The 19,833-nt window shown below is 38.5% G+C and carries 19 protein-coding genes, 4 tRNA genes and 1 pseudogene; 16 read left to right on the top strand and 8 right to left on the bottom strand.

The window, feature by feature from the left end; genetic code table 11:
* Window position 1 precedes the first annotated feature (1 nt).
* The 6 genes from HPB14_RS04675 (at window position 2) to HPB14_RS04650 (ending at window position 4,827) form a co-directional block, all read left to right on the top strand.
* Window positions 2-781 carry a zinc ribbon domain-containing protein gene (locus HPB14_RS04675; protein WP_001091788.1) on the top strand — a complete coding sequence of 260 codons (780 nt, stop codon included), beginning with the start codon at window positions 2-4 and terminating at the stop codon, window positions 779-781.
* Window positions 782-1,963, top strand: coding sequence for a lipid IV(A) 3-deoxy-D-manno-octulosonic acid transferase (gene waaA, locus HPB14_RS04670; RefSeq protein WP_000472204.1), 1,182 nt, complete (start codon window positions 782-784; stop codon window positions 1,961-1,963). It begins immediately after the preceding gene.
* A gap of 11 nt (window positions 1,964-1,974) precedes the next feature.
* Window positions 1,975-2,703 (top strand): RluA family pseudouridine synthase, encoded by a 729-nt coding sequence (locus HPB14_RS04665; RefSeq protein WP_000409654.1) that lies wholly within the window; start codon window positions 1,975-1,977, stop codon window positions 2,701-2,703.
* Window positions 2,704-2,712: 9 nt separating this feature from the next.
* Window positions 2,713-3,567 carry a prolipoprotein diacylglyceryl transferase gene (gene lgt / locus HPB14_RS04660; protein WP_000995155.1) on the top strand — a complete coding sequence of 285 codons (855 nt, stop codon included), beginning with the start codon at window positions 2,713-2,715 and terminating at the stop codon, window positions 3,565-3,567.
* On the top strand, window positions 3,564-4,196 hold the full coding sequence (gene rdxA / locus HPB14_RS04655; RefSeq protein ID WP_000670013.1) for an oxygen-insensitive NAD(P)H-dependent oxidoreductase RdxA: 633 nt from the start codon (window positions 3,564-3,566) through the stop codon (window positions 4,194-4,196). Before lgt ends, rdxA begins: the two co-directional genes overlap by 4 nt.
* Window positions 4,197-4,260: 64 nt before the next feature.
* Window positions 4,261-4,827: a hypothetical protein gene (locus HPB14_RS04650; RefSeq protein ID WP_000476715.1), complete on the top strand. Its 567-nt coding sequence runs from the start codon at window positions 4,261-4,263 to the stop codon at window positions 4,825-4,827.
* A gap of 2 nt (window positions 4,828-4,829) precedes the next feature.
* Here HPB14_RS04650 and HPB14_RS04645 read toward each other — a convergent pair whose 3' ends face one another.
* Complete coding sequence (locus HPB14_RS04645; protein WP_000669216.1) at window positions 4,830-5,486, bottom strand: nicotinamide-nucleotide amidohydrolase family protein; 657 nt, start codon at window positions 5,484-5,486, stop codon at window positions 4,830-4,832.
* Between the two features lie 10 nt (window positions 5,487-5,496).
* On the bottom strand, window positions 5,497-6,111 hold the full coding sequence (gene recO / locus HPB14_RS04640) for a recombination protein RecO (protein WP_001161266.1): 615 nt from the start codon (window positions 6,109-6,111) through the stop codon (window positions 5,497-5,499).
* An 81-nt stretch (window positions 6,112-6,192) separates the two neighbouring features.
* Between recO and accD the strand changes: the two genes are divergently transcribed.
* Genes accD through HPB14_RS04625 form a run of 3 tightly spaced genes read left to right on the top strand, consistent with a single transcriptional unit; the run spans window position 6,193 to window position 8,551 of the window.
* A complete protein-coding gene (accD, locus tag HPB14_RS04635; protein ID WP_000505078.1) occupies window positions 6,193-7,062 on the top strand; it encodes an acetyl-CoA carboxylase, carboxyltransferase subunit beta in 870 nt (289 codons plus the stop codon).
* 13 nt (window positions 7,063-7,075) lie between these two features.
* Window positions 7,076-7,528 carry a 23S rRNA (pseudouridine(1915)-N(3))-methyltransferase RlmH gene (gene rlmH, locus HPB14_RS04630; protein WP_001203908.1) on the top strand — a complete coding sequence of 151 codons (453 nt, stop codon included), beginning with the start codon at window positions 7,076-7,078 and terminating at the stop codon, window positions 7,526-7,528.
* 9 nt (window positions 7,529-7,537) lie between these two features.
* A complete protein-coding gene (locus HPB14_RS04625) occupies window positions 7,538-8,551 on the top strand; it encodes a LapA family protein (RefSeq protein WP_001213487.1) in 1,014 nt (337 codons plus the stop codon).
* Between the two features lie 406 nt (window positions 8,552-8,957).
* Here the strand turns inward: HPB14_RS04625 and HPB14_RS04620 are convergent, their stop codons facing one another.
* From HPB14_RS04620 to HPB14_RS04595, 6 genes are all read right to left on the bottom strand, one after another.
* Window positions 8,958-9,320 (bottom strand): hypothetical protein, encoded by a 363-nt coding sequence (locus HPB14_RS04620; RefSeq protein WP_000953804.1) that lies wholly within the window; start codon window positions 9,318-9,320, stop codon window positions 8,958-8,960.
* A gap of 317 nt (window positions 9,321-9,637) precedes the next feature.
* Entirely contained in the window at window positions 9,638-11,128 is a 1,491-nt protein-coding gene (locus HPB14_RS04615) for a Na+/H+ antiporter NhaC family protein (RefSeq protein ID WP_000524392.1), read from the bottom strand.
* A gap of 129 nt (window positions 11,129-11,257) precedes the next feature.
* A tRNA-Ser gene (locus HPB14_RS04610) sits at window positions 11,258-11,345 on the bottom strand.
* A gap of 47 nt (window positions 11,346-11,392) precedes the next feature.
* A tRNA-Cys gene (locus HPB14_RS04605) sits at window positions 11,393-11,467 on the bottom strand.
* 52 nt (window positions 11,468-11,519) lie between these two features.
* Window positions 11,520-11,606: transfer RNA gene (locus HPB14_RS04600), tRNA-Leu, on the bottom strand.
* 41 nt (window positions 11,607-11,647) lie between these two features.
* Window positions 11,648-11,722: transfer RNA gene (locus HPB14_RS04595), tRNA-Gly, on the bottom strand.
* Between the two features lie 393 nt (window positions 11,723-12,115).
* Between HPB14_RS04595 and HPB14_RS04590 the strand changes: the two genes are divergently transcribed.
* The 7 genes and pseudogenes from HPB14_RS04590 (at window position 12,116) to HPB14_RS07965 (ending at window position 19,598) form a co-directional block, all read left to right on the top strand.
* Window positions 12,116-12,493, top strand: a complete 378-nt coding sequence (locus HPB14_RS04590) for a RidA family protein (protein ID WP_000665807.1) — start codon at window positions 12,116-12,118, stop codon at window positions 12,491-12,493.
* Window positions 12,494-12,515: 22 nt separating this feature from the next.
* Complete coding sequence (locus HPB14_RS04585; RefSeq protein ID WP_000712522.1) at window positions 12,516-13,748, top strand: NAD(P)/FAD-dependent oxidoreductase; 1,233 nt, start codon at window positions 12,516-12,518, stop codon at window positions 13,746-13,748.
* Window positions 13,749-13,786: 38 nt separating this feature from the next.
* Entirely contained in the window at window positions 13,787-15,139 is a 1,353-nt protein-coding gene (locus tag HPB14_RS04580) for an alanine/glycine:cation symporter family protein (RefSeq protein WP_000447588.1), read from the top strand.
* A 6-nt stretch (window positions 15,140-15,145) separates the two neighbouring features.
* Complete coding sequence (gene alr, locus HPB14_RS04575) at window positions 15,146-16,279, top strand: alanine racemase (protein ID WP_000917989.1); 1,134 nt, start codon at window positions 15,146-15,148, stop codon at window positions 16,277-16,279.
* A 66-nt stretch (window positions 16,280-16,345) separates the two neighbouring features.
* The gene (locus HPB14_RS04570) at window positions 16,346-17,116 is read left to right on the top strand and encodes an amino acid ABC transporter substrate-binding protein (protein ID WP_000756493.1); all 771 of its coding nucleotides are present in this window, start codon (window positions 16,346-16,348) and stop codon (window positions 17,114-17,116) included.
* Entirely contained in the window at window positions 17,100-17,813 is a 714-nt protein-coding gene (locus tag HPB14_RS04565; protein ID WP_014658494.1) for an amino acid ABC transporter permease, read from the top strand. The genes HPB14_RS04570 and HPB14_RS04565 overlap by 17 nt, the downstream gene beginning before the upstream one ends.
* Before the next feature lie 71 nt (window positions 17,814-17,884).
* A pseudogene (locus HPB14_RS07965) lies at window positions 17,885-19,598 on the top strand (DUF262 domain-containing protein).
* Window positions 19,599-19,833 lie beyond the last annotated feature (235 nt).

The following is a 19,833-nucleotide window of genomic DNA, read 5'->3' as shown; positions in this document are numbered from 1 at the left end:
GATGAACACCCACCTCAAACAATTGATTGAAATTTCGCATTTGGATAAAGAAATTGACTCCTTAGAGCCATTGATCAGAGAAAAACGAAAAGACTTGGATAAAGCCTTGAATGATAAAGAAGCTAAAAATAAAGCGATTTTGAATTTAGAAGAAGAAAAATTAGCCCTAAAATTACAGGTTTCTAAAAACGAGCAAACCCTACAAGACACGAACGCTAAAATCGCTAGCATTCAAAAGAAAATGAGCGAGATCAAATCCGAAAGGGAATTGCGTTCTTTAAACATTGAAGAAGATATTGCTAAAGAGCGCTCCAACCAAGCCAACAGAGAAATTGAAAATTTGCAAAATGAAATCAAGCACAAAAGCGAAAAACAAGAGGATTTGAAAAAAGAAATGCTAGAGCTTGAAAAATTAGCGTTGGAATTAGAAAGCTTAGTGGAAAACGAAGTTAAAAACATCAAAGAAACCCAACAAGTTATCTTCAAAAAGAAAGAAGAACTCGTGGAAAAAACCGAGCCTAAAATCTATAGCTTTTATGAAAGGATCAGAAGATGGGCGAAAAACACGAGCATTGTAACGATCAAAAAACAGGCTTGTGGGGGTTGTTTTATTAGACTAAACGATAAGATTTATACCGAAGTGCTAACGAGTGGGGATATGATCACTTGCCCGTATTGCGGGCGTATTTTATACGCTGAGGGCGCATATGAAAACAGCGTTCAACCTCCAAAAGAAAGCCAAGAAGAAAGCCAACAAAAAGAAAGCCAAGAATCCGTTTGATTGTTTAAGTTTTTCTACCTTTTATTGTTAACTTTGGGGCATCTTTTTGGTGCGCCTTTCATCTTCTTTTTGAGTTTTAAAGAAAAATACCGCCATTCTTTGAAAGCTCGTTTTTTTCTCAAAGACAATCTTTTAAAAAGCGAGCCGGTTTTTTGGTTTCATGCATGCTCTTATGGGGAGGTCAAATCCTTAGAGCCGATCGTTCAAGCTTTAAAAGAGCCGATTTTAATCAGCGTTACCACTAATACCGGCTTTGAATTAGCCGCTCAAACTTATCAGCATTCCCAACATATAGAGGTGCGTTACCTGCCTTTTGAAACCCTATTGTTTGCATGGGAAAAAAACTTAAAACGCTTAAAAACTTTGGTGGTTACAGAAGCGGAATTGTGGTTTAACGCGTTTGATACGGCTCAAAAATTAGGGGCAAAAACCATGCTCATTAACGCTCGTATCAGCGTTCGCTCTTACCCCAAGTATCAGCGTTTTTCTTTTTTTTATGCGCTTTTATTCAAACGCATTGATTTGATTTTGGCGCAAAGCAAGGACGATCAAAAGCGCTTGTTGAATCTAGGGGCTAAAAAAGTGGTGGATTTTTTGAATATCAAGCGTTTTTCAAAGCCTGTGATCACTTCGTTTTACCCTAAAAACCCAAGCGCTTTAAACATTGTTTTAGCCAGCACGCATGAGGGCGAAGAGGAATTAGGGTTAGAAGCGTTTTTAGAATTGAAAAAGACTTTTAAAAACGCAAGATTGATTGTTGTGCCGCGCCACCCGGAGCGTTTTAAAAGCGTGCAAAATTTATTGCAAGATGCTTTAAAAACGACGCCTTTTAGTTTGGAGTGTTTTTCTTCAAAGGGTTTTGTGGAATGCGATATTTTGTTAGTGGATAGCTTGGGGGAATTGAATAACTTCTATGCGATCGCAGACATTGTCATTTTAGGGGGTTCGTTTGTCAAAATGGGGGGGCATAACCCTTTAGAGCCGGCGTTTTTTAATGCGCGCTTGATCACAGGGGAGTATCTTTTCAACCAAGTAGCGTTGTTTGAACTAGTCAAGCCTTATAAAATCGTTCAAAAAGAGGATCTGTTAGACGCTCTTTTAGATTACAAAAATTTAGGCGTGGCGCGTTTTTTAGACAATGGGCATGATTTAAACGAATTGCTCGCATTTATTAAAAATTAAAAAGGATAAACATGGAAAAAGCCTACAAATTATTGAGCGTTCAAGAAAACATTTCGCATAAAAAAGCTAAGGCTTTGATTGATTTGGGGTTAGTGAGTATAGGGGGGAAGAAATTGATGGTCGCCAGAAAAGAATTGTCTAAAAACACGCGCTTTAGCGTCCAAAAAATTGAAAAACCCAGCGTGATTTTTGAAGATGAAAACATTCTAGCCCTTTTTAAACCCCCTTTTATAGAGAGCTATGATCTAGTCTCTTTTTTCAAAGGTTGGGTTTTGTTGCACCGCTTGGATAAAGAAACAAGCGGGGTGATTTTATTGGTGAAAGAAAATTCAGAATTCCACTTAAAAGCTAAAAAAGCTTTTAAAGACAGGGCGGTTAAAAAAGAGTATTTAGCGATCGTTCAAGGCATCATAGAAGAAGAGCGAGAAATTAACGCTCCCATTCTTACGATTAAGACTACTAAAGCTTTCAGTAAAATCTCTAAAAAAGGGCAAGAAGCGGTTACGATCATCACGCCCTTAAAAATCATCAACAAAAAAACCCTTTTAAAAGTGGGGATCAAAACCGGAAGAACCCACCAGATCAGAGTCCATTTAAAGCATATCAACCACCCCATTATAGGCGATACAATCTATGGCGATAGCCAACACTCCGCTAAAAGGTTGATGCTCCATGCGCATAAAATCGCGCTGTTAGGGTATGAATTTGAAGCGATCCCTCCTAAAGAATTTGAAATTTAAGGATTGATTATGAACGCTTGGAATACGATTTATGAACGATTTAACCCCATCGCTTTTAGTCTTGGCAGCATTGATGTGCATTGGTATGGTTTGGCGTATGCGTGCGCGATTGTTATCGCATTTTACATGGCGTTAAGAATGATTCAAAAAGACCCCGAGCGATTCCCCATTGAAAGGAAAGAATTTGAGAGTTATTTTCTATGGGCGGAGCTTGGCATTGTGCTAGGGGCAAGGATAGGATACATTCTTATTTATGAGCCTAATTCTGGCTATTATTTGACGCATTTTTGGCAAATCTTTAACCCTTTTGATAGCCATGGGAATTTTGTAGGCATTCGTGGGATGAGCTATCATGGGGGGTTGGTGGGGTTTTTGATCGCTTCGTATCTTTATAGCCGTAAGGATTTGAAAAAGCTTTTGATTTATTTGGATTTGATTGCGATCAGCCTGCCTTTAGGGTATGTTTTTGGGAGGATTGGGAATTTTTTAAATCAGGAGCTTGTGGGGAGGATTGTCCCCAAAGACAGCCATTTAGGGCAAATCATAGGCATTATGGTGGATAATCAATTGCGTTATCCCAGCCAATTGATTGAAGCGTTTTTAGAGGGGGTTATCGTGTTTTTAATGGTAATGTGGGCTAAAAAACACACCAAAACGCATGGGTTGCTCATTGTGGTTTATGGCTTGGGGTATTCCCTGATGCGCTTTATTGCGGAATTTTACAGAGAGCCGGATAGCCAAATGGGGGTTTATTTTTTAAATTTGAGCATGGGGCAGATTTTAAGCTTACTTATGGTAATTGTTTCATTAGGGATTTTATTGTATGCTACAAGAAATTCTAAAAAAATAAAGGAAAATCAATGAAATTTTTGGATCACGAAAAAAGAAGACAATTACTGAACGAGCGCCATTCTTGCAAGATGTTTGACAGCCATTATGAGTTTTCTAGCACAGAATTAGAAGAAATCGCTGAAATCGCCAGGCTATCGCCAAGCTCTTACAACACGCAGCCATGGCATTTTGTGATGGTTACCAATAAGGATTTAAAAAAACAAATTGCAGCGCACAGCTATTTTAATGAAGAAATGATTAAAAGCGCTTCAGCGTTAATGGTGGTATGCTCTTTAAAACCCAGCGAGTTGTTACCCACTGGCCATTACATGCAAAACCTCTATCCGGAGTCTTATAAGGTTAGAGTGATTCCCTCTTTTACTCAAATGCTTGGCGTGAGATTCAACCACAGCATGCAAAGATTAGAAAGCTATATTTTAGAGCAATGCTATATCGCTGTGGGGCAAATTTGCATGGGCGTGAGCTTAATGGGATTGGATAGTTGCATTATTGGAGGCTTTGATCCTTTAAAAGTGGGCGAAGTTTTAGAAGAGCGTATCAATAAGCCTAAAATCGCATGCTTGATCGCTTTGGGTAAGAGGGTGGCAGAAGCGAGCCAAAAATCAAGAAAATCAAAAGTTGATGCAATTACTTGGTTGTGATTAAACAAAATCAAAAACTTTTTAACTATAATCAAACCTAAATTAAAGTTTAAGGAGTGGCATTTTGTTTAAAAGAATGGTTTTAATCGCTCTTTTAGGGGTGTTTTCAAGCGTTTCATTAAGCGCTAAGAGTCTTTTGAGAGATGATGGGATTTTAGTCTCTGATTTAAAGGGCATGAAATCAGAATTATCTGATGCTCCTGCTTGGGTTTTTGAAGACCCTAAAGTCCCCTACGAAGAAATGGGCGTGGCGTATATCCCTGTTAATAACAAGTATTTAGGGATTGAGCAAGCGACTTTAAACGCTAAATTGAGCCTGATCGTGGTTTTTCATGAAATCATGTTGAAGTATAAAAAACGCTTCATGGAGCAATTCCATGAGTCCGAGCAAACGGCTACGAATATCAGCTACGCTATCTATAATTATTTAGCGACTAAGATTCAAGTAGCCTACACTTACACGAATTTAAAATCGGAGGTGGCTGTGGTGAAAATCAAGCTAGTGGGTTGCCAGATTGAGCAAATCAAAAGGTATTTAAAAGCGAGCGTTGAAAACCTTAACGATAATGAAATCGCCTACATCGCTAAGGTCGCTCAAAAAGAATTCGGTAGCGTTTGCGCTTTAAGGTAGTTTTATAGCATTCTAGCGAGCATGTTTAAGGCATGCTCTACGCTTTTATTTTGAATGCTTTCTCTATTGCCTTCAAAAAAACAGCGATCAATTAAAGCTTGAGATCCTAATTTTTGTGCGCCAATATAAATCGTGCCTACAGGATTAGCCTTACTCCCTCCATTAGGGCCAGCCACCCCGCTAATCGCAAGCGCTAAATCCACTTTAAAATTGAAAAACACGCCTGATAGCATTTCTTTCACGCATTCTTCGCTATAAACCCCAAAGACTTTTAAAGTCGTGGCATTGACTTTCAATAATTCGCACTTAACCTCTTCACTATAACACACAACACCCCCCATAAAAACCGCTGAAGCCCCGCTAATGGAAGTGAATGCATGCGATAATAACCCCCCAGAGCAGCTTTCAGCCACCGCAATTTTTAAATCTAAAGATTTCAAGCGCTCTATTAAAGCGTTTACGCTTTTTTGATGATCGTCTAATTCCACAATATTGGAGTTAAAAAGCGTTTTAAGATAAATTCTCGCTTGTTTGATATTCTCGCCTTTTAATTCAATGCAATCTTCTTTGACTTGAGCGGTGATTTTCAATCGTTTCAATTCCTTTTCAATCAAAATAAAACCGCTTTCATTATCCATATTCAAAAATTTAAATTTCATCTTTAACCTTTTAAAACCCTAAATTCAGCGTGCGCCACAATTCTTCCACTTCTTCTAATTCTAAATCAATCGTGCTTTGAGTGCGAAAAAAAGCCTGGATTTTTTCTAAATCCAGGCTTTTAGCTTTCAAGCAAGAGGGGTGCGCTAAAACAAACCCTTGCGCTAAAGCGACAGAACGCTCTAATTTTGCATCGCATAAAAAACAAGAATTGTAACTTTGCAAGCGCCCTTCAAAATTCAAAAGCGTTGCATACATTTCTAAAATCACTCTTAAGGGGTGCTGTTTGGAGAGTTTGTTAGCCCCATCATCTAAAGTGTCAAAATAGACACTATCCAAAGAATGCACGCCTTCTAAATGCCTAAACAAGAGAGCGCAAAAGCGTTGCCAAAAAAACAAGCGCTCCATTTCTCTTTCCCAAATGTAGCCTAAATGCAAAATATTCCTTAACTTGGGTAAAAACTTATCATCATTTTCTTCTTCAAAATCAATTTTACGCCCCACATTCAGCACGCTGTGGCGTTTGCCATAGAAACGATAGAGAGTTTTGAGCTGGTTTTTGGTTAAAACGCGCACGATCAAATCTTCATCTCTTATGCTTTGTGTTTGTAAAAGAAACCCTTGCATCGCTACTCTTAAACTAATTTTGTTTTATTATAAGCAAAACTTGGATACAATCCTAATAAAACTGCAAAATTAAGGAAAAACATGGGATTTGCAGATTTCTTTAAAAATTTTAAGATCAATAAATTGCGGACAACACCAAGTAAGGAAGAACAGCCAAGCCATTGGGTGAAATGCCCTAAATGTTATGCGTTAATGTATCATAAAGAAGTGTTTAGTAAATACAGCGTGTGTTTGAAATGCCATTACCATTTCCGCATGAACGCAACTGAAAGGATTGAATTTTTATGCGATGTGGGGAGTTTTGAAGAGTTTGACAAGCACTTACGGCCTAATGATCCTTTAAATTTCGTAGATAAAGAGAGCTATAAGCAACGCATTAAAAAATACGAAAAAAGGACTAACCGCCCAAGCTCCGTGATCAGCGGTGAGGCTAAAATCAACCGCATGCCTTTGCAGATCGTGGTGTTTGATTTCAGTTTTATGGGGGGGAGTTTAGGCTCTGTGGAAGGCGAAAAGATCGTAAGAGCGATCAATCGCGCGGTAGCCAAAAAAGAAGCGTTACTGATTGTTTCAGCGAGTGGGGGGGCTAGGATGCAAGAATCCACTTATTCGCTCATGCAAATGGCTAAAACGAGCGCGGCTTTGAACCGATTGAGTGAGGCCAAACTCCCTTTTATTTCGCTCTTAAGCGATCCCACTTATGGGGGCGTTAGCGCGTCTTTTGCTTTTTTAGGGGATCTCATTATCGCAGAGCCAGGGGCGATGATAGGTTTTGCAGGGCCTAGGGTGATTAAACAAACCATAGGGGCGGATTTGCCTGAGGGCTTTCAAACGGCGGAATTTTTATTAGAACATGGCTTGATTGATATGATTGTGCACAGGAAGGATTTGAAGAAAACTTTGAGCGATCTCATCGCTATGATGACGCATAAGACTTCAAAGATTTTTTAAAGTTTTAAGATTGATGCGTTGCGTGGTGTATTCTATCGCTAAAAGTTCGCCCCTAGAGTTAGTGAAAGTCTATCAAAAGCAATGCAAGCGATTTGATTGCGAGCTGGAATTAGTGGATTTATTCCCTAAAAATACCGCCAACGCTCAAAAAGTTTCTAAAGAACTCGCTCAAAAAAGCTACTCTCTAGCCTTTGAGCCGTATTTAAACCCTAAGGCAAAAAATATTGCCTTACACCCTAAAGCTCAAAGGGGCGATAGCTTTGCGTTTAGTAAAATGTTAGAAAATCATCTTAATATTAATTTTTTTATCGCTGGAGCGTATGGGTTTGAAGAAAATTTTTTGAAGGATTGTCAAGCTTGGAGTTTGAGCGAGATGACTTTTAGCCATGAAGTGGCTAAAATTGTCTTATGCGAGCAAATCTATAGGGCTTTAAGCATTATTTTTAAGCATCCATACCATAAATAGGAGGTGCACATGCGTTTTTACATTATCTTTACATTTTTGTTTATTGTGGGTTTTGGTGTGTTTGTTTATAGTATTGATCCGCAAGCTTATGCCTTCAATTTAGGGAGCTACAGCTTTAATCTTCCCATTGCGGTATGGCTTATGGGCGTTTTAGGCATGTTCGCTTTTTTTTCATGGGTTTTTTTATTCAAACACAATCTCAGCCATAAAATCCGCTTATACCATGAAAAAAGGGATTTTGACAAATTGCTCAAACAAATCCTGTCCCAAGACACTCAAAAGACTTTTTTAAAAACGAAATTTAAAAGCGATCTCGCTAAAAACCTCTCCCAAATCTTAGCCCGCTATGATTTAAAAGCTGATTTAAACACGCCAAATAGCGGGTGCGAAAAAGTGGATAACCTTTTTAAACATTACCACAATATAGAAAACAACACCCTTGAGCCTAAAGATCACGCTAAGCATTCCCTAGCTTATGAGCATGCTTATTTTTCTAAACGCTTGAAGGCTTTCATTCATAACGATTTGAAAAACGCCTTTGAAGTTTTAACAAATGCGCAAATCCCTTTGGAATTACGCCACTACGCTTTTATAGAAATCGCCCAAAAAGGCAGCAAAAAAGAGGTTTTGAAGGCTTTGAATGCGATGCAAGAGAACTTGGACAAAGAGTGCGTGAAGTCTTTTTTAAAAGCCTTTTTTGAAAAATCTTTAAACACAGACACTTTAAAGATTTCAGAGCTTTGCAAAAGGGTGGGTTATGACAAGAACGATTATTTACAGCTCGCGCAAAAAGCGCAAAAATTTCTCATCCCCGATCAATGGTTCCAGTTTTTTGAGATTTTAAGCCAAGAAGACGATAAGGCGCAAAAAGCCTTTTTATTCGTGTTGTTAGAATTAGAAATGAACGATCTCGCTAGGGAGCATCTAGCGGTTTTATCTTTTGAAGAATACATGCTTTTAAACGCTTATATGGATTTGAAACAAGAGCATAAAAAAGCCTATAAGTTGGAAGCGTTTTTGTAGGGGGTTTGTTTTACTTCATATTTTTAGGGCGGATAAAAATAGATGATCACAAAAAATTCAAGGAATGGGCTAATGGAGTCGCTTTTAGCGCCAAATGATAAGAGGAAAGAGATTAATCCTTTAAACCCTGATGAGACTAATCCTTTAAAAAGAAACAACTAAAGCCAAAATACGCTATAACCCACCATAAAAAGTTTTAGTAACCCATTTTGATGAAAACAGAACCTTTTTAAGTTTATAAATTTTCTATGGATTTTATCCATGTTTTGAAAATACTTTGCTCAATCAACACGATGAAAAGAGTTTTAAGAAGATTTAAAAAAGGGCTAAAGGAACAAATTTGTGTCTTTTAAAAGATGATATTTTAAAAGACAAAAGGGTATTAAAGAATACCCCAAATAACGCTTTAAAAACGCATCACCATAGTCGCCATGTATGAACCTGATTGGAAGTTGCTAGGAGCGCCTTCAGGCAATTTGATATGGACATATTTTTGACAACCATTAACCGCTTTTTCATAATTTTTAGCGAAAGAATGGTGGTGGCGGTTTTCCAAAGGCCCTTTCATGTGTTTGCTCATCAACGCAGAACGCTTCAATTTGACAAACAAAAGCAAGTTTTCACCAAACAACGATTTCATCGTGAAAGCGAACGCTCGTTTATAGAATGTCCGTTTGTCAATATCAATCCCAATAATCCCACTTCCAGCCGAATAGACCAAAGGTTTTGAATACAATCTCAGATCATCGCCATTCAAAACGCTTAACAAAATCCCTAAACTTATTAGTGTCCTAACCCCATTTTCTTTCCTTAAGATATAACATTATCCGTATGTTTAACAGATAAGGAAATTTAACTTAAAACACCTTAATGGTTGATTAAAAAATTAAAAAAAATGTATTTTTAAAAAAAGCGTTACGATTTAGAGGTTTGTGAAGATTTTTATAATTGTATGGTTATTTTTGAACAACTTTTTTAAATTGATTGATAATGAGATAAGACTCTTTTTTAATCCAACATGGATCGCCAAAACCTTATTTTAATTTTAAAAAATGGGATTTTTAAATTTTTAGGTCAATGCCCAATTTAAGTTTTTAGATTTTCACCATAAAATTTTTTTAAAAGATAAAACACCCCCACAAGCAAAACCACACCGATTAAAAGAGCGAGCGAGTGCGAATGCATAAAACTTGCCACCCCCAAACTCACCGCGCTGCAAAGCATCGCAATAGTCGCATAAGGGAGTTGTGTGATAAAATGGCTTTGCACCGAACACCCTGCCCCCGTAGCCGATAGTATAGTCGTGTCAGAAATGGGGCTTGTGTGATCGCCATAAACCGCGCCTGAAAGGATCGCTGAAACGATCAAAATAATATCGCTTTCATTAGCCATGCCCGCTCCAATGGGCAGCATGATCGCAAACGCCCCCCAGCTTGTTCCAGTAGAAAAGGCGATAAACCCAGAGATTAAAAAAAAGATTAAAGGCATATACGCGCCTCCCCCACTATTTAAAAATCCCTTGCTGATGTGGGCCAAGTAAATCCCCGTTTGAGCGTCATCTCTGATCACAGGCCCGATAGCCCAAGCGAGCGTTAAGACTAGTATCGCCGGCCCCACACTCTTAAAGCCATCCAACATGAGTTTAAAAAAACTCCCTTTTTCTAAAAACTTATAAGCTAAAAGATAGGTGATAATGAGCGAAAACAGCCCCCCATAAAAGAGCGAAAAACTCGCATCAGTGTTTTTTAAGACCACTCCTGTATAAAAAATCAATGATGAAATGGACACGATCAATAATAAAATAGAAAGGGGTAACAGGCTTAAGGGGGCTAGTTTTGAAGAGCTTTCTTCTTGTTCGCTATAAAAATCCTTCACGCCTATGTTTTGATACTTCCTCATGCTAGGGAGGTTGATTTGCCATAAAATAGTGAGAAAGACTGCAATGAGCGCAAAAATCGCATAATAATTACTGCTCAAGCTTTGCACAAGCACCGAAAAACTATCTTTTAATAAGGGCGAGCTGTCGTTATTCATGATCCCCATGATATATGCCCCCCAGCTAGAAATAGGGACTAATAAGCATACCGGCGCTGAAGTGGAGTCTATAATATAAGCTAGGCGTTCTCGTGTGGAGTTATGAGCGTCGTTTAAAGATTTTGAGATTTGCCCCACGGTTAAGGCGTTAAAATAATCATCTACAAAAATAATGATGCCTGAAAAAAAGGCGATAAATTCAGGGGTTTTGGCGTTTTTGGAGTATTGTTTGGCTTTTTTGACAAAGTTCTGCACGCTACCGGATTTTAAAATCACCTGGCTTAAGACGCCTAAAAAGATTAAAAACCCAAAAACATAGAGGTTGGAAAGATTGAAATGAAGCCCTTTTTCTGGCTCGTAAGTGTAAAAAACGGAAGTGATTTTAGTATAGGCATATTCTACGATGTAAGAAAGGTGTAACGAATGCATTAAAACAGCGCTCACTAAAATGCCCACAAACAACGAGAGCGCGACTCTTTTAGTGAAAACCACCATTAAAATAACGCTAAAAGGAACAATAAGGCTTGATGCTGACAATCCCACCGAATAAAATCCTTTAAACTAATCTTTAAATTTCAATTAAAAGAGACAATCAATATTCACAAAATTCTTTATTAATTAAAAGAAGAGATGAATTTGCCAAAACAAATCGCTTAAAAGATTTTAATCAAGTGGCCGGGAGAGAGGGATTCGAACCCCCGGAGGTATGACCCTCAACGGTTTTCAAGACCGCCGCTTTCAACCACTCAGCCATCTCCCGCTATTTTCATAAAAGTCCCTTACAAAAGTCCCTAAATGACTACAATATGGAGGCGACACCCGGATTCGAACCGGGGAATCAAGGTTTTGCAGACCCATGCCTTACCACTTGGCTATGTCGCCTTAAATTTTAACACTAGCATATTAAAAAATAAAATCAAATCGCACTCAAAAATGGTGCCCAAAGCCGGACTTGAACCGGCACGGTATTGCTACCGAGGGATTTTAAGTCCCTTGTGTCTACCAATTCCACCACCTGGGCAAACTAAATAGAAACCATGCTCTAGAAGTTAAATCAAAATATGGAGCGGGAAACGGGGATCGAACCCGCGGCCCCGACCTTGGCAAGGTCGTGCTCTACCACTGAGCTATTCCCGCGCTCTTTATTCAAAAAGACGATTGTTATTGTATCTAAACTCAATAATAAAAGTCAAGGTTTTGTCCAAATTTCTAATTCTATTTTAAAAACAGATTGTGGCTTTGCCCTCTTTTAGTGGCAATGAGTGTCTATAAAAATGCTCAAAAGCATTTTTTACAATAAAGTCATAATAAAAGGGCTTGCAAGCGAGTGGTAGCTTTTAAAATTGATGATAACAAAGCCTAAAATTCAAATAAAACCCGTTTAAGAATTTCTAAATATGGGTAAAAAATATACAATACCTTAATAATAAGATGAAAATTCATGGCGTTTTTGTACTCATTTTTTATTTCTTTATTAATTTGATTGCATAATAATAGCTGACATAACACATCATCATAGGAGTTTCAATCATGAAAGAAGTCATCCATTCAACGCTAGCCCCAAAGGCTATAGGCCCTTACTCTCAAGCTATCGCTACTAACGATCTTGTTTTTGTCTCTGGGCAATTAGGCATTGATGCGAGCACCGGCGAGTTTAAAGGCACAGACATTCATTCTCAAACCACGCAGTCCATGGAAAATATCAAAGCGATTTTAAAAGAAGCAGGGTTAGGGATGGATAGCGTGGTTAAAACGACTATTTTATTGAAAAGTTTAGACGATTTTGCGGTGGTGAATGGAATCTATGGGAGTTATTTTACAGAGCCTTATCCGGCCAGAGCGACCTTTCAAGTGGCTAAACTGCCTAAAGACGCTTTAGTAGAAATTGAAGCGATAGCCATTAAGTGATTCTATTTAAGGGACTATCAGCATGAAAAAAGAAGTCGTGGTCATAGGCGGTGGGATTGTAGGGCTTTCTTGTGCGTATTCTATGCACAAGTTAGGGCATAAGGTTTGCGTGATTGAAAAAAGCGATGGCGCAAACGGCACTTCTTTTGGGAATGCCGGGCTTATTTCTGCGTTTAAAAAAGCCCCGCTCTCATGCCCTGGTGTGGTGTTAGACACCCTAAAACTCATGCTCAAAAACCAAGCCCCTTTAAAATTCCATTTTGGGCTTAATTTAAAGCTCTATCAATGGATTTTAAAGTTTATGACAAGCGCGAACGCCAAATCCACGCACCGCACCATGGCGTTGTTTGAACGCTACGGGTGGCTGAGTGTTGATATTTATCATCAAATGCTAGAAGACGGCATGGATTTTTGGTATAAAGAAGACGGGCTTTTAATGATCTACACTCTAGAAGAAAGTTTTGAAAAAAAGCTTAAAACTTGCGATAACAGCGGCGCTTATAAAATCCTTAGCGCCAAAGAGACCAAAGAATACATGCCCATTGTTAATGACAATATCTGCGGGAGCGTGCTTTTAACCGAAAACGCGCATGTGGATCCGGGCGAAGTGATGCGCTCTTTACAAGAATATCTACAAAATGTTGGCGTGGAGTTTCTTTATAACGAAGAAGTGGTTGATTTTGAGTTTAAAAATAATCTCATTGATGGCGTCATCACGCACAAGGAAAAAATCCAAGCAGAAACAATCATTCTAGCCACCGGAGCTAACCCTACCCTTATTAAAAAAACCAAGAACGATTTTTTAATGATGGGGGCTAAAGGCTATAGCATCACCTTTAAAATGCCTGAAGAATTAAAGCCCAAAACCTCTTCCTTATTTGCGGATATTTTCATGGCAATGACCCCACGAAGAGACACCGTTAGGATCACCTCTAAATTAGAATTAAACACCAACAACGCCCTCATTGATAAAGAGCAAATCGCTAACATGAAAAAGAATTTAGCCGCTTTCACGCAGCCTTTTGAAATGAAAGACGCCATAGAATGGTGCGGTTTTAGGCCTTTAACCCCTAATGATATTCCTTATTTGGGCTATGACAAACGCTATAAAAACTTAATCCATGCGACAGGATTGGGGTGGCTTGGTATCACTTTTGGCCCGGCTATTGGTAAAATCATCGCCAATTTAAGCCAAGACGGAGCGAATGAAAAAAATGCCGATATTATGCTTTTTTCTGCATTTTTTAGGGATTAAGGAATTTCTTTTAAACCCTAGTTTGTTAAGGAGTTTTTATGGAAACGATTGATTCGGTGGTGCGTTTGTTATCCAATTTTGTGTGGGGGATTCCCATGCAAATTTTATTAGTAGGCACCGGCTTGTTTTTAACCTTCTATCTTAGGGGTTTGCAATTCAGTAAGATCTTTTATGCGATCAAAATCCTTTTTGACAAAGAGTCCCAATCTAAGGGCGACATTTCGCAATTTTCCGCTCTCATGCTTTCTTTAGGAGCAACCGTAGGCATTGGGAGTATCGTAGGCGTAGCGACTGCTATCAGCATCGCAGGGCCAGGAGCGGTGTTTTGGATGTGGGTTACTGGGCTTGTTGGCATGGCGACTAAGTATTCTGAGGGGATTTTAGCGGTGAAATACAGGGAAAAAGGGGCGTTTGGATACAACGGAGGGCCCATGTATTACATCAAAAACGGCCTTAACATGCCCAAACTCGCCATGGCGTTTGCGATTTTTACGATTATTGCGAGCATTGGCACCGGTAACATGACGCAATCCAATGCGGTTTCTTCCATTTTAAGCGAACAAGCGAACCTGCCTACTTGGGTTTCAGGCTTATTGCTCACTCTTTTAACCGCTGTTATTGTCATAGGGGGGATTAAATCCATTGGTAAATTCACTTCTTACTTAGCTCCTATTATGGTGCTTTTATATTTGATCGCTATCATTTATATTATTGTCAGCCATTTTGATTTAACCCTTCAAGCGATCAAACTCATTTTTGAAGAAGCCTTTAACCCTAAACCCGTTGTGGGCGGAGCGAGCGGCGCGTTGGTAGCGACGATGATAAAAACGGGCGTGGCTAGGGGGTTGTATTCTAATGAAGCGGGGTTAGGGAGCTCAGCCATTATTGCTGCAAGCGCTCAAACACGCCACCCGGTGCGCCAAGCCTTAGTGTCCATGCTCCAAACTTTTATTGTAACCTTAGTGGTGTGTTCGGCAACAGCGAGCGTGATTTTAATGGCGCCAGAATACAACACCTTGCTCCCTAATGGGGAAAAATTAAGCGCTAATTTGCTCACTCTAAAAAGCACGGAGTATTTTTTAGGCTCATTAGGGGCAGTGGTGATTTTTTTGACCATGATCTTTTTTGCCTACTCTACGATCATTGGTTGGGCTTATTATGGGGAAAAATGCACGGAATACGCCTTTGGTGAAAAAAAAGTGAAATATTACCGCTTGATCTTTTTAGCGAGCGTGATGGTGGGGGCTATGGCTAAAATTGATTTTGTGTGGAATTTAGCGGATCTTTCTAACGGGCTTATGGCTATCCCTAATTTAATCGCTTTGATTTTATTGCATAAAGTGGTTTATTCTGAAACTCGTTGGTATTTTAGCAAGCATTCTAACAAGTAAAATGGCATGTTAAAAAGGGCGAGTTTTGTAGAAGTAAATACCGCTTCTTTAAGGCATAATTTTAGTGCAGTCAAAAGCATTGTCCCTAAAGACGCTTGTGTCATGGCGGTTGTCAAGGCGAACGCTTATGGGGTGGGTGCGATTAAGGCAAGCGAAATTTTCTTGCAAGAAGGGGCTAATTATTTAGGGGTAGCGACTTTAGATGAAGCTTTAGAATTGCGCTCTCATTTCCCTAAAACCCCCATTTTGATTTTAGGCTATAGCCCTAATGCTAACGCTTCCATGCTGATTGATAACGATTTGAGCGCTATGGTTTTTAGCCTTGAACAAGCGGAAGTTTTTTCTCAAATGGCTTTAAAAGCCAAAAAACGCTTAAAAGTGCATCTTAAAATTGATACTGGCATGCACCGCTTGGGTTTAGAGCCTAATTTTAAAAGCATAGAAATCATTAAAAAAATCCGCGCTTTAAAAGGTTTGGAAATAGAGGGGATATTCACGCATTTAAGCAACGCTGATGCTAAGATTAAAACCCATGCTAAAAACCAAATGAAAGCCTTTAACGCTTTTTTAGAGCAGCTTTTGGATCAAAAAATAGAATTTCAATACCGCCATGCCTACAATTCTGCCGGCATCCTTTCTTTGTGTAATGGGAATGAAAATCGTTTGTTAAACCTCTATCGCCCAGGCATCATGCTCTATGGTTTTTACCCCTCTAATGAAGTTAAGCAATCATGCCCAACCATCTTGAAAAATGTTATCAGTTTAAAAGCCCAAATCGTTCAAATCAGAAGCGTTAAAAAAGGCGAATTTATTGGCTATGGCGAGCATTTTTACACCAATGAAGAAACTTTAGTGGGCGTTTTAGCGCTAGGGTATGCGGACGGGTTAGCGCGCGCTTTAGGCAATCGCATTCAAGTAGTAATCAATAACCAACTAGCCCCTTTGATTGGCAAGGTGTGCATGGATCAGTGCTTTGTCAAACTCAATGATATTCAAGCCAAAGAGGGCGATGAGATTATTTTGTTTGGGGATAAAAGCGCTAAAGCTAATGACGCAAGCGAGATCGCTGCACTTTTAAACACCATTCCTTATGAAACTATCAGCACTTTGTCCAAACGCTTGGAGCGCGTCTATATCTAAAATCAAATCATGCAAAACTTTATTTTGTGTTAGAATGCTTGAAAAAATTCAGGATTAAAATATAAAATGAAAAAAGTTTTATTTTTGTTAGTAATAAGTTTTTTGGGGAGTTTTTTGAACGCTTCTAGCTTGTATGAAAAACTGATTAATAAAGAAACGATCAGCGTTGGCACAGAGGGCATTTACCCCCCTTTCACTTACCACAATAAAGAGGGCAAGCTCACCGGCTATGATGTGGAAGTGGCTAGGGAGTTGGCTAAAGAGCTTGGCGTGAAAATCAAATTCCACGAAACTTCATGGGATATCATGCTTACAGGCTTGAAATCAGGGCGTTTTGATATGGTCGCTAACCAGGTGAGTTTGACGACTAAAAAACGCCAAGCGGCTTTTGACAAAAGCTTGCCTTATAGCTATTCAGGCACCATCATGCTGGTCAGGAAAGATGAAAACCGCATTAAAGATATTAAAGACATTAGGGGCTTAAAGGCGGCTAACACTTTAAGCTCCACTTATGGGGAAATCGCTTTTAAATACGACGCTCAAATCGTTTCGGTGGATTCTATGGCGCAAGCCTTGTTGTTGGTGGCGCAAAAACGAGCCGATTTGACCTTAAATAGTTCTTTAGCGATCTTAAACTACCTAAACACCCATAAAAACAGCCCCTTTAAAATCGCATGGGAGTCCAAAGAAAAGGATGGGGGCGCTTCCTTTGTTATTAACAAGCACCAAGAAAAAGCCTTAGAGCTTATCAACCAGGCGATGCAAAGATTGATCAATAAAGGGGTTTTAAAACGCTTAGGCGAACAATTTTTTGGAAAAGATGTCAGCCAGCCCTAATCTGTCTTTGTTTTTTGAATCTTTAGATTTGAGCAAGGAGCGTTTGGAACTATTATTAGAGGCTTTCTACCCCATGCTAAAAGCCGCTTTTTCTATTTCTTTGCCTTTGGCGATAATCTCTTTTATTTTAGGCTTATTGATTGCCATTGTGGTGGCTCTCATTAAAATCGCGCCCCCTAAACATTTCATTCATAAGGCTTTATTAGCGGGCGTGAATTTCTATGTGTCAATCATTAGAGGCACGCCTTTATTGGTCCAAATCGTGGTGGTGTTTTATGGTTTGCCCGCCCTTGGGGTTTATATGGATCCAATCCCAGCAGGCATCATTGCGTTTTCTTTTAATGTGGGGGCATACGCTTCAGAGACTTTAAGGGCGAGCTTTCTTTCTGTCCCTAAAGATCAATGGGATTCAAGCCTGAGTTTGGGTTTGAATTACTTGCAAACCTTTTGGCATGTCATCTTTTTTCAAGCGCTCAAAGTCGCCACGCCAAGCCTGAGTAACACTTTCATCAGCCTTTTTAAAGAAACTTCTTTAGCTTCTGTGGTAACCATCGCAGAGGTTTTTAGAATCGCGCAGCAAAAAGCGAACGCCAGCTATGACTTTTTGCCTATTTACTTGGAAGCCGCTTTGATTTACTGGCTTTTTTGCTTGGTTTTAGAAGCGGTCCAAAAGCGCGTGGAAAAAATCTTAAATTAAATTGGCTTAATCTAATCTCTTTAATATTTGATTATAATACAGCCTGAATAATACAAGATAAGGAGATTCTCATGAGTATGTTTTTGGATAAGAGCATTAAAGAAGTGGTAGATGAATTGAATGTTCGTTATTTTTTGCCTGACATTCAGCGTGAATACGTGTGGCTCAAAAAAGCCGATGAAAAAAAGATAGAGCAACTTTTTGACTCCATTCTTAGGGGCTACCCTATCGGCTCTTTTTTATTTTGGAAATTACAAAAAGAGGATATAGCCAAGAGCGACGAACAAGATAGCGATAAACTCAATTTCCAACTTTATCAATTCATTACAAACTACGATGAGCGAAAGCCTCACAATGAAAAAATCCGTATTGAACAAATCAAGTGTGATGATTTGTATATCGTCCTAGATGGCCAACAGCGTTTAACCTCGCTTTATATCGGGCTTAAAGGTACTAGAACGCTTAAAAAAAAGTGGGCTAAAAACAATAACCCTAACGCTTACGAAGAGAGGCGTTTGTATTTGAACTTGAAGTACCAGCCAAACATGGACAACCCAGAAGACAATTATAAGTTTGAATTTCATGCCAAAAAGCCTGAGAATGATGAAAAACATTGGTGGTTTAAGGTGGGGGATATTTTAGAGTTGGAAAGTGTTTGGGATTATGTGCAAGAACATAATTTAAAAGGTGAAAGATTGAAATTATTAGAAACACTAAACAAAGCTTTTCACGACAAACAACTCATTTCATTTTTTGAAGAAACAGAAAAAAATCTTAATAAAGTTTTTAAATATCTTTATCCGTGTCAATAGCGGCGGGGTTAAGTTAAGCTATTCTGATTTATTGATGTCTATTTTGACAGCAAGTTTTTCAAGCGATATTAGAGAAAAAATGAATGAGCTAGTAGATACCTTAAAAGACAAAGGTTTTCCAAATGTGGGGAAAGACCAGGTGTTAAAAACTTGCTTGCTTCTCATTGGTAAAGACACTACTTTTGAATTAAAAAATTTTAATAAAAAAAATATCAAAGAGATTGAAGACAATTGGGAGAAAATTACAGAAAGCATTTATAATGCTGCAAAACTATTAGAAACTTTTGGTTATGCGGGCTATCTAGGTTCAGCTTATATCCTATCCAGTTTAGCCTATTTTGATTTTTTAAATCCAAAATATTTTTTAAAAATGGATAAAAACGATAAAGAACAAGCCCTAAAATTTGTCCGTAACGCTCAAATCACGAGTTATTTCACTCCTTCAACGGATACAAAATTAAACAACATAGCCAATAGCATGAAAGATGCGCAAACCTTTGAAGCATTCAACCACAATTTAGCCAAACACCAAACATGCCCTTTAAAAATCACTAACGATGCTATAGAAGAAATGATGTGTTCTAGTAGCCATGCTTTAGTCTTTCCTATCTTGCAAATCTTATACCCAAACCTGAACTATAAGACCACCACTTTTCATATAGACCATATTTATCCAAAGTCCAAGTTTAAAAAGGAAAATAAAAAATTAAATAAAGATTTCTATGGGTGGAAGGATTATTTATTCAACCTCCAACTTTTAGAAGGTGCAGAGAACCAAGCCAAAAAGGATAAAGACCCTGAGGTGTGGCTCAAAGAAGAATCTAAAAATGAGCGAGCCATAGAAGAGTATAAAAGAAAAAATTATATTGACCCTACCCTAGAATTAGAATGGGAAAATATAAAGGAATTTCGTGAAAAAAGAGAAGAAGCTATCATTACCAAATTAAAAGAAGTGTTATTGCCTAAGTCTTAATAGGAGTGTTTTCGTGGCTGATACAATCAAGTAAGCGTTTAAAACGGGTGAAACAAAATATAAACTCGTTTAAGTGATGCTTAATGATAAAAAAGGTAGAATGATTCGCTTTTTGAACGCTAATCAAATTTCATTTAATGCTTGTTATCTAAAAATGCCGTTAAGGTGTAAGGTATCTATATTAATTTTATCAATCTTAGTTTCAAAATGAAAAATTAAAAGGGCGATAGCCTTA

The organism is Helicobacter pylori HUP-B14, assembly GCF_000259235.1.
Lineage (GTDB): Bacteria > Campylobacterota > Campylobacteria > Campylobacterales > Helicobacteraceae > Helicobacter > Helicobacter pylori_CU.
Note: the sequence above shows the minus strand (reverse complement) of the source record. Positions and strands in the feature narration are given on the sequence as shown.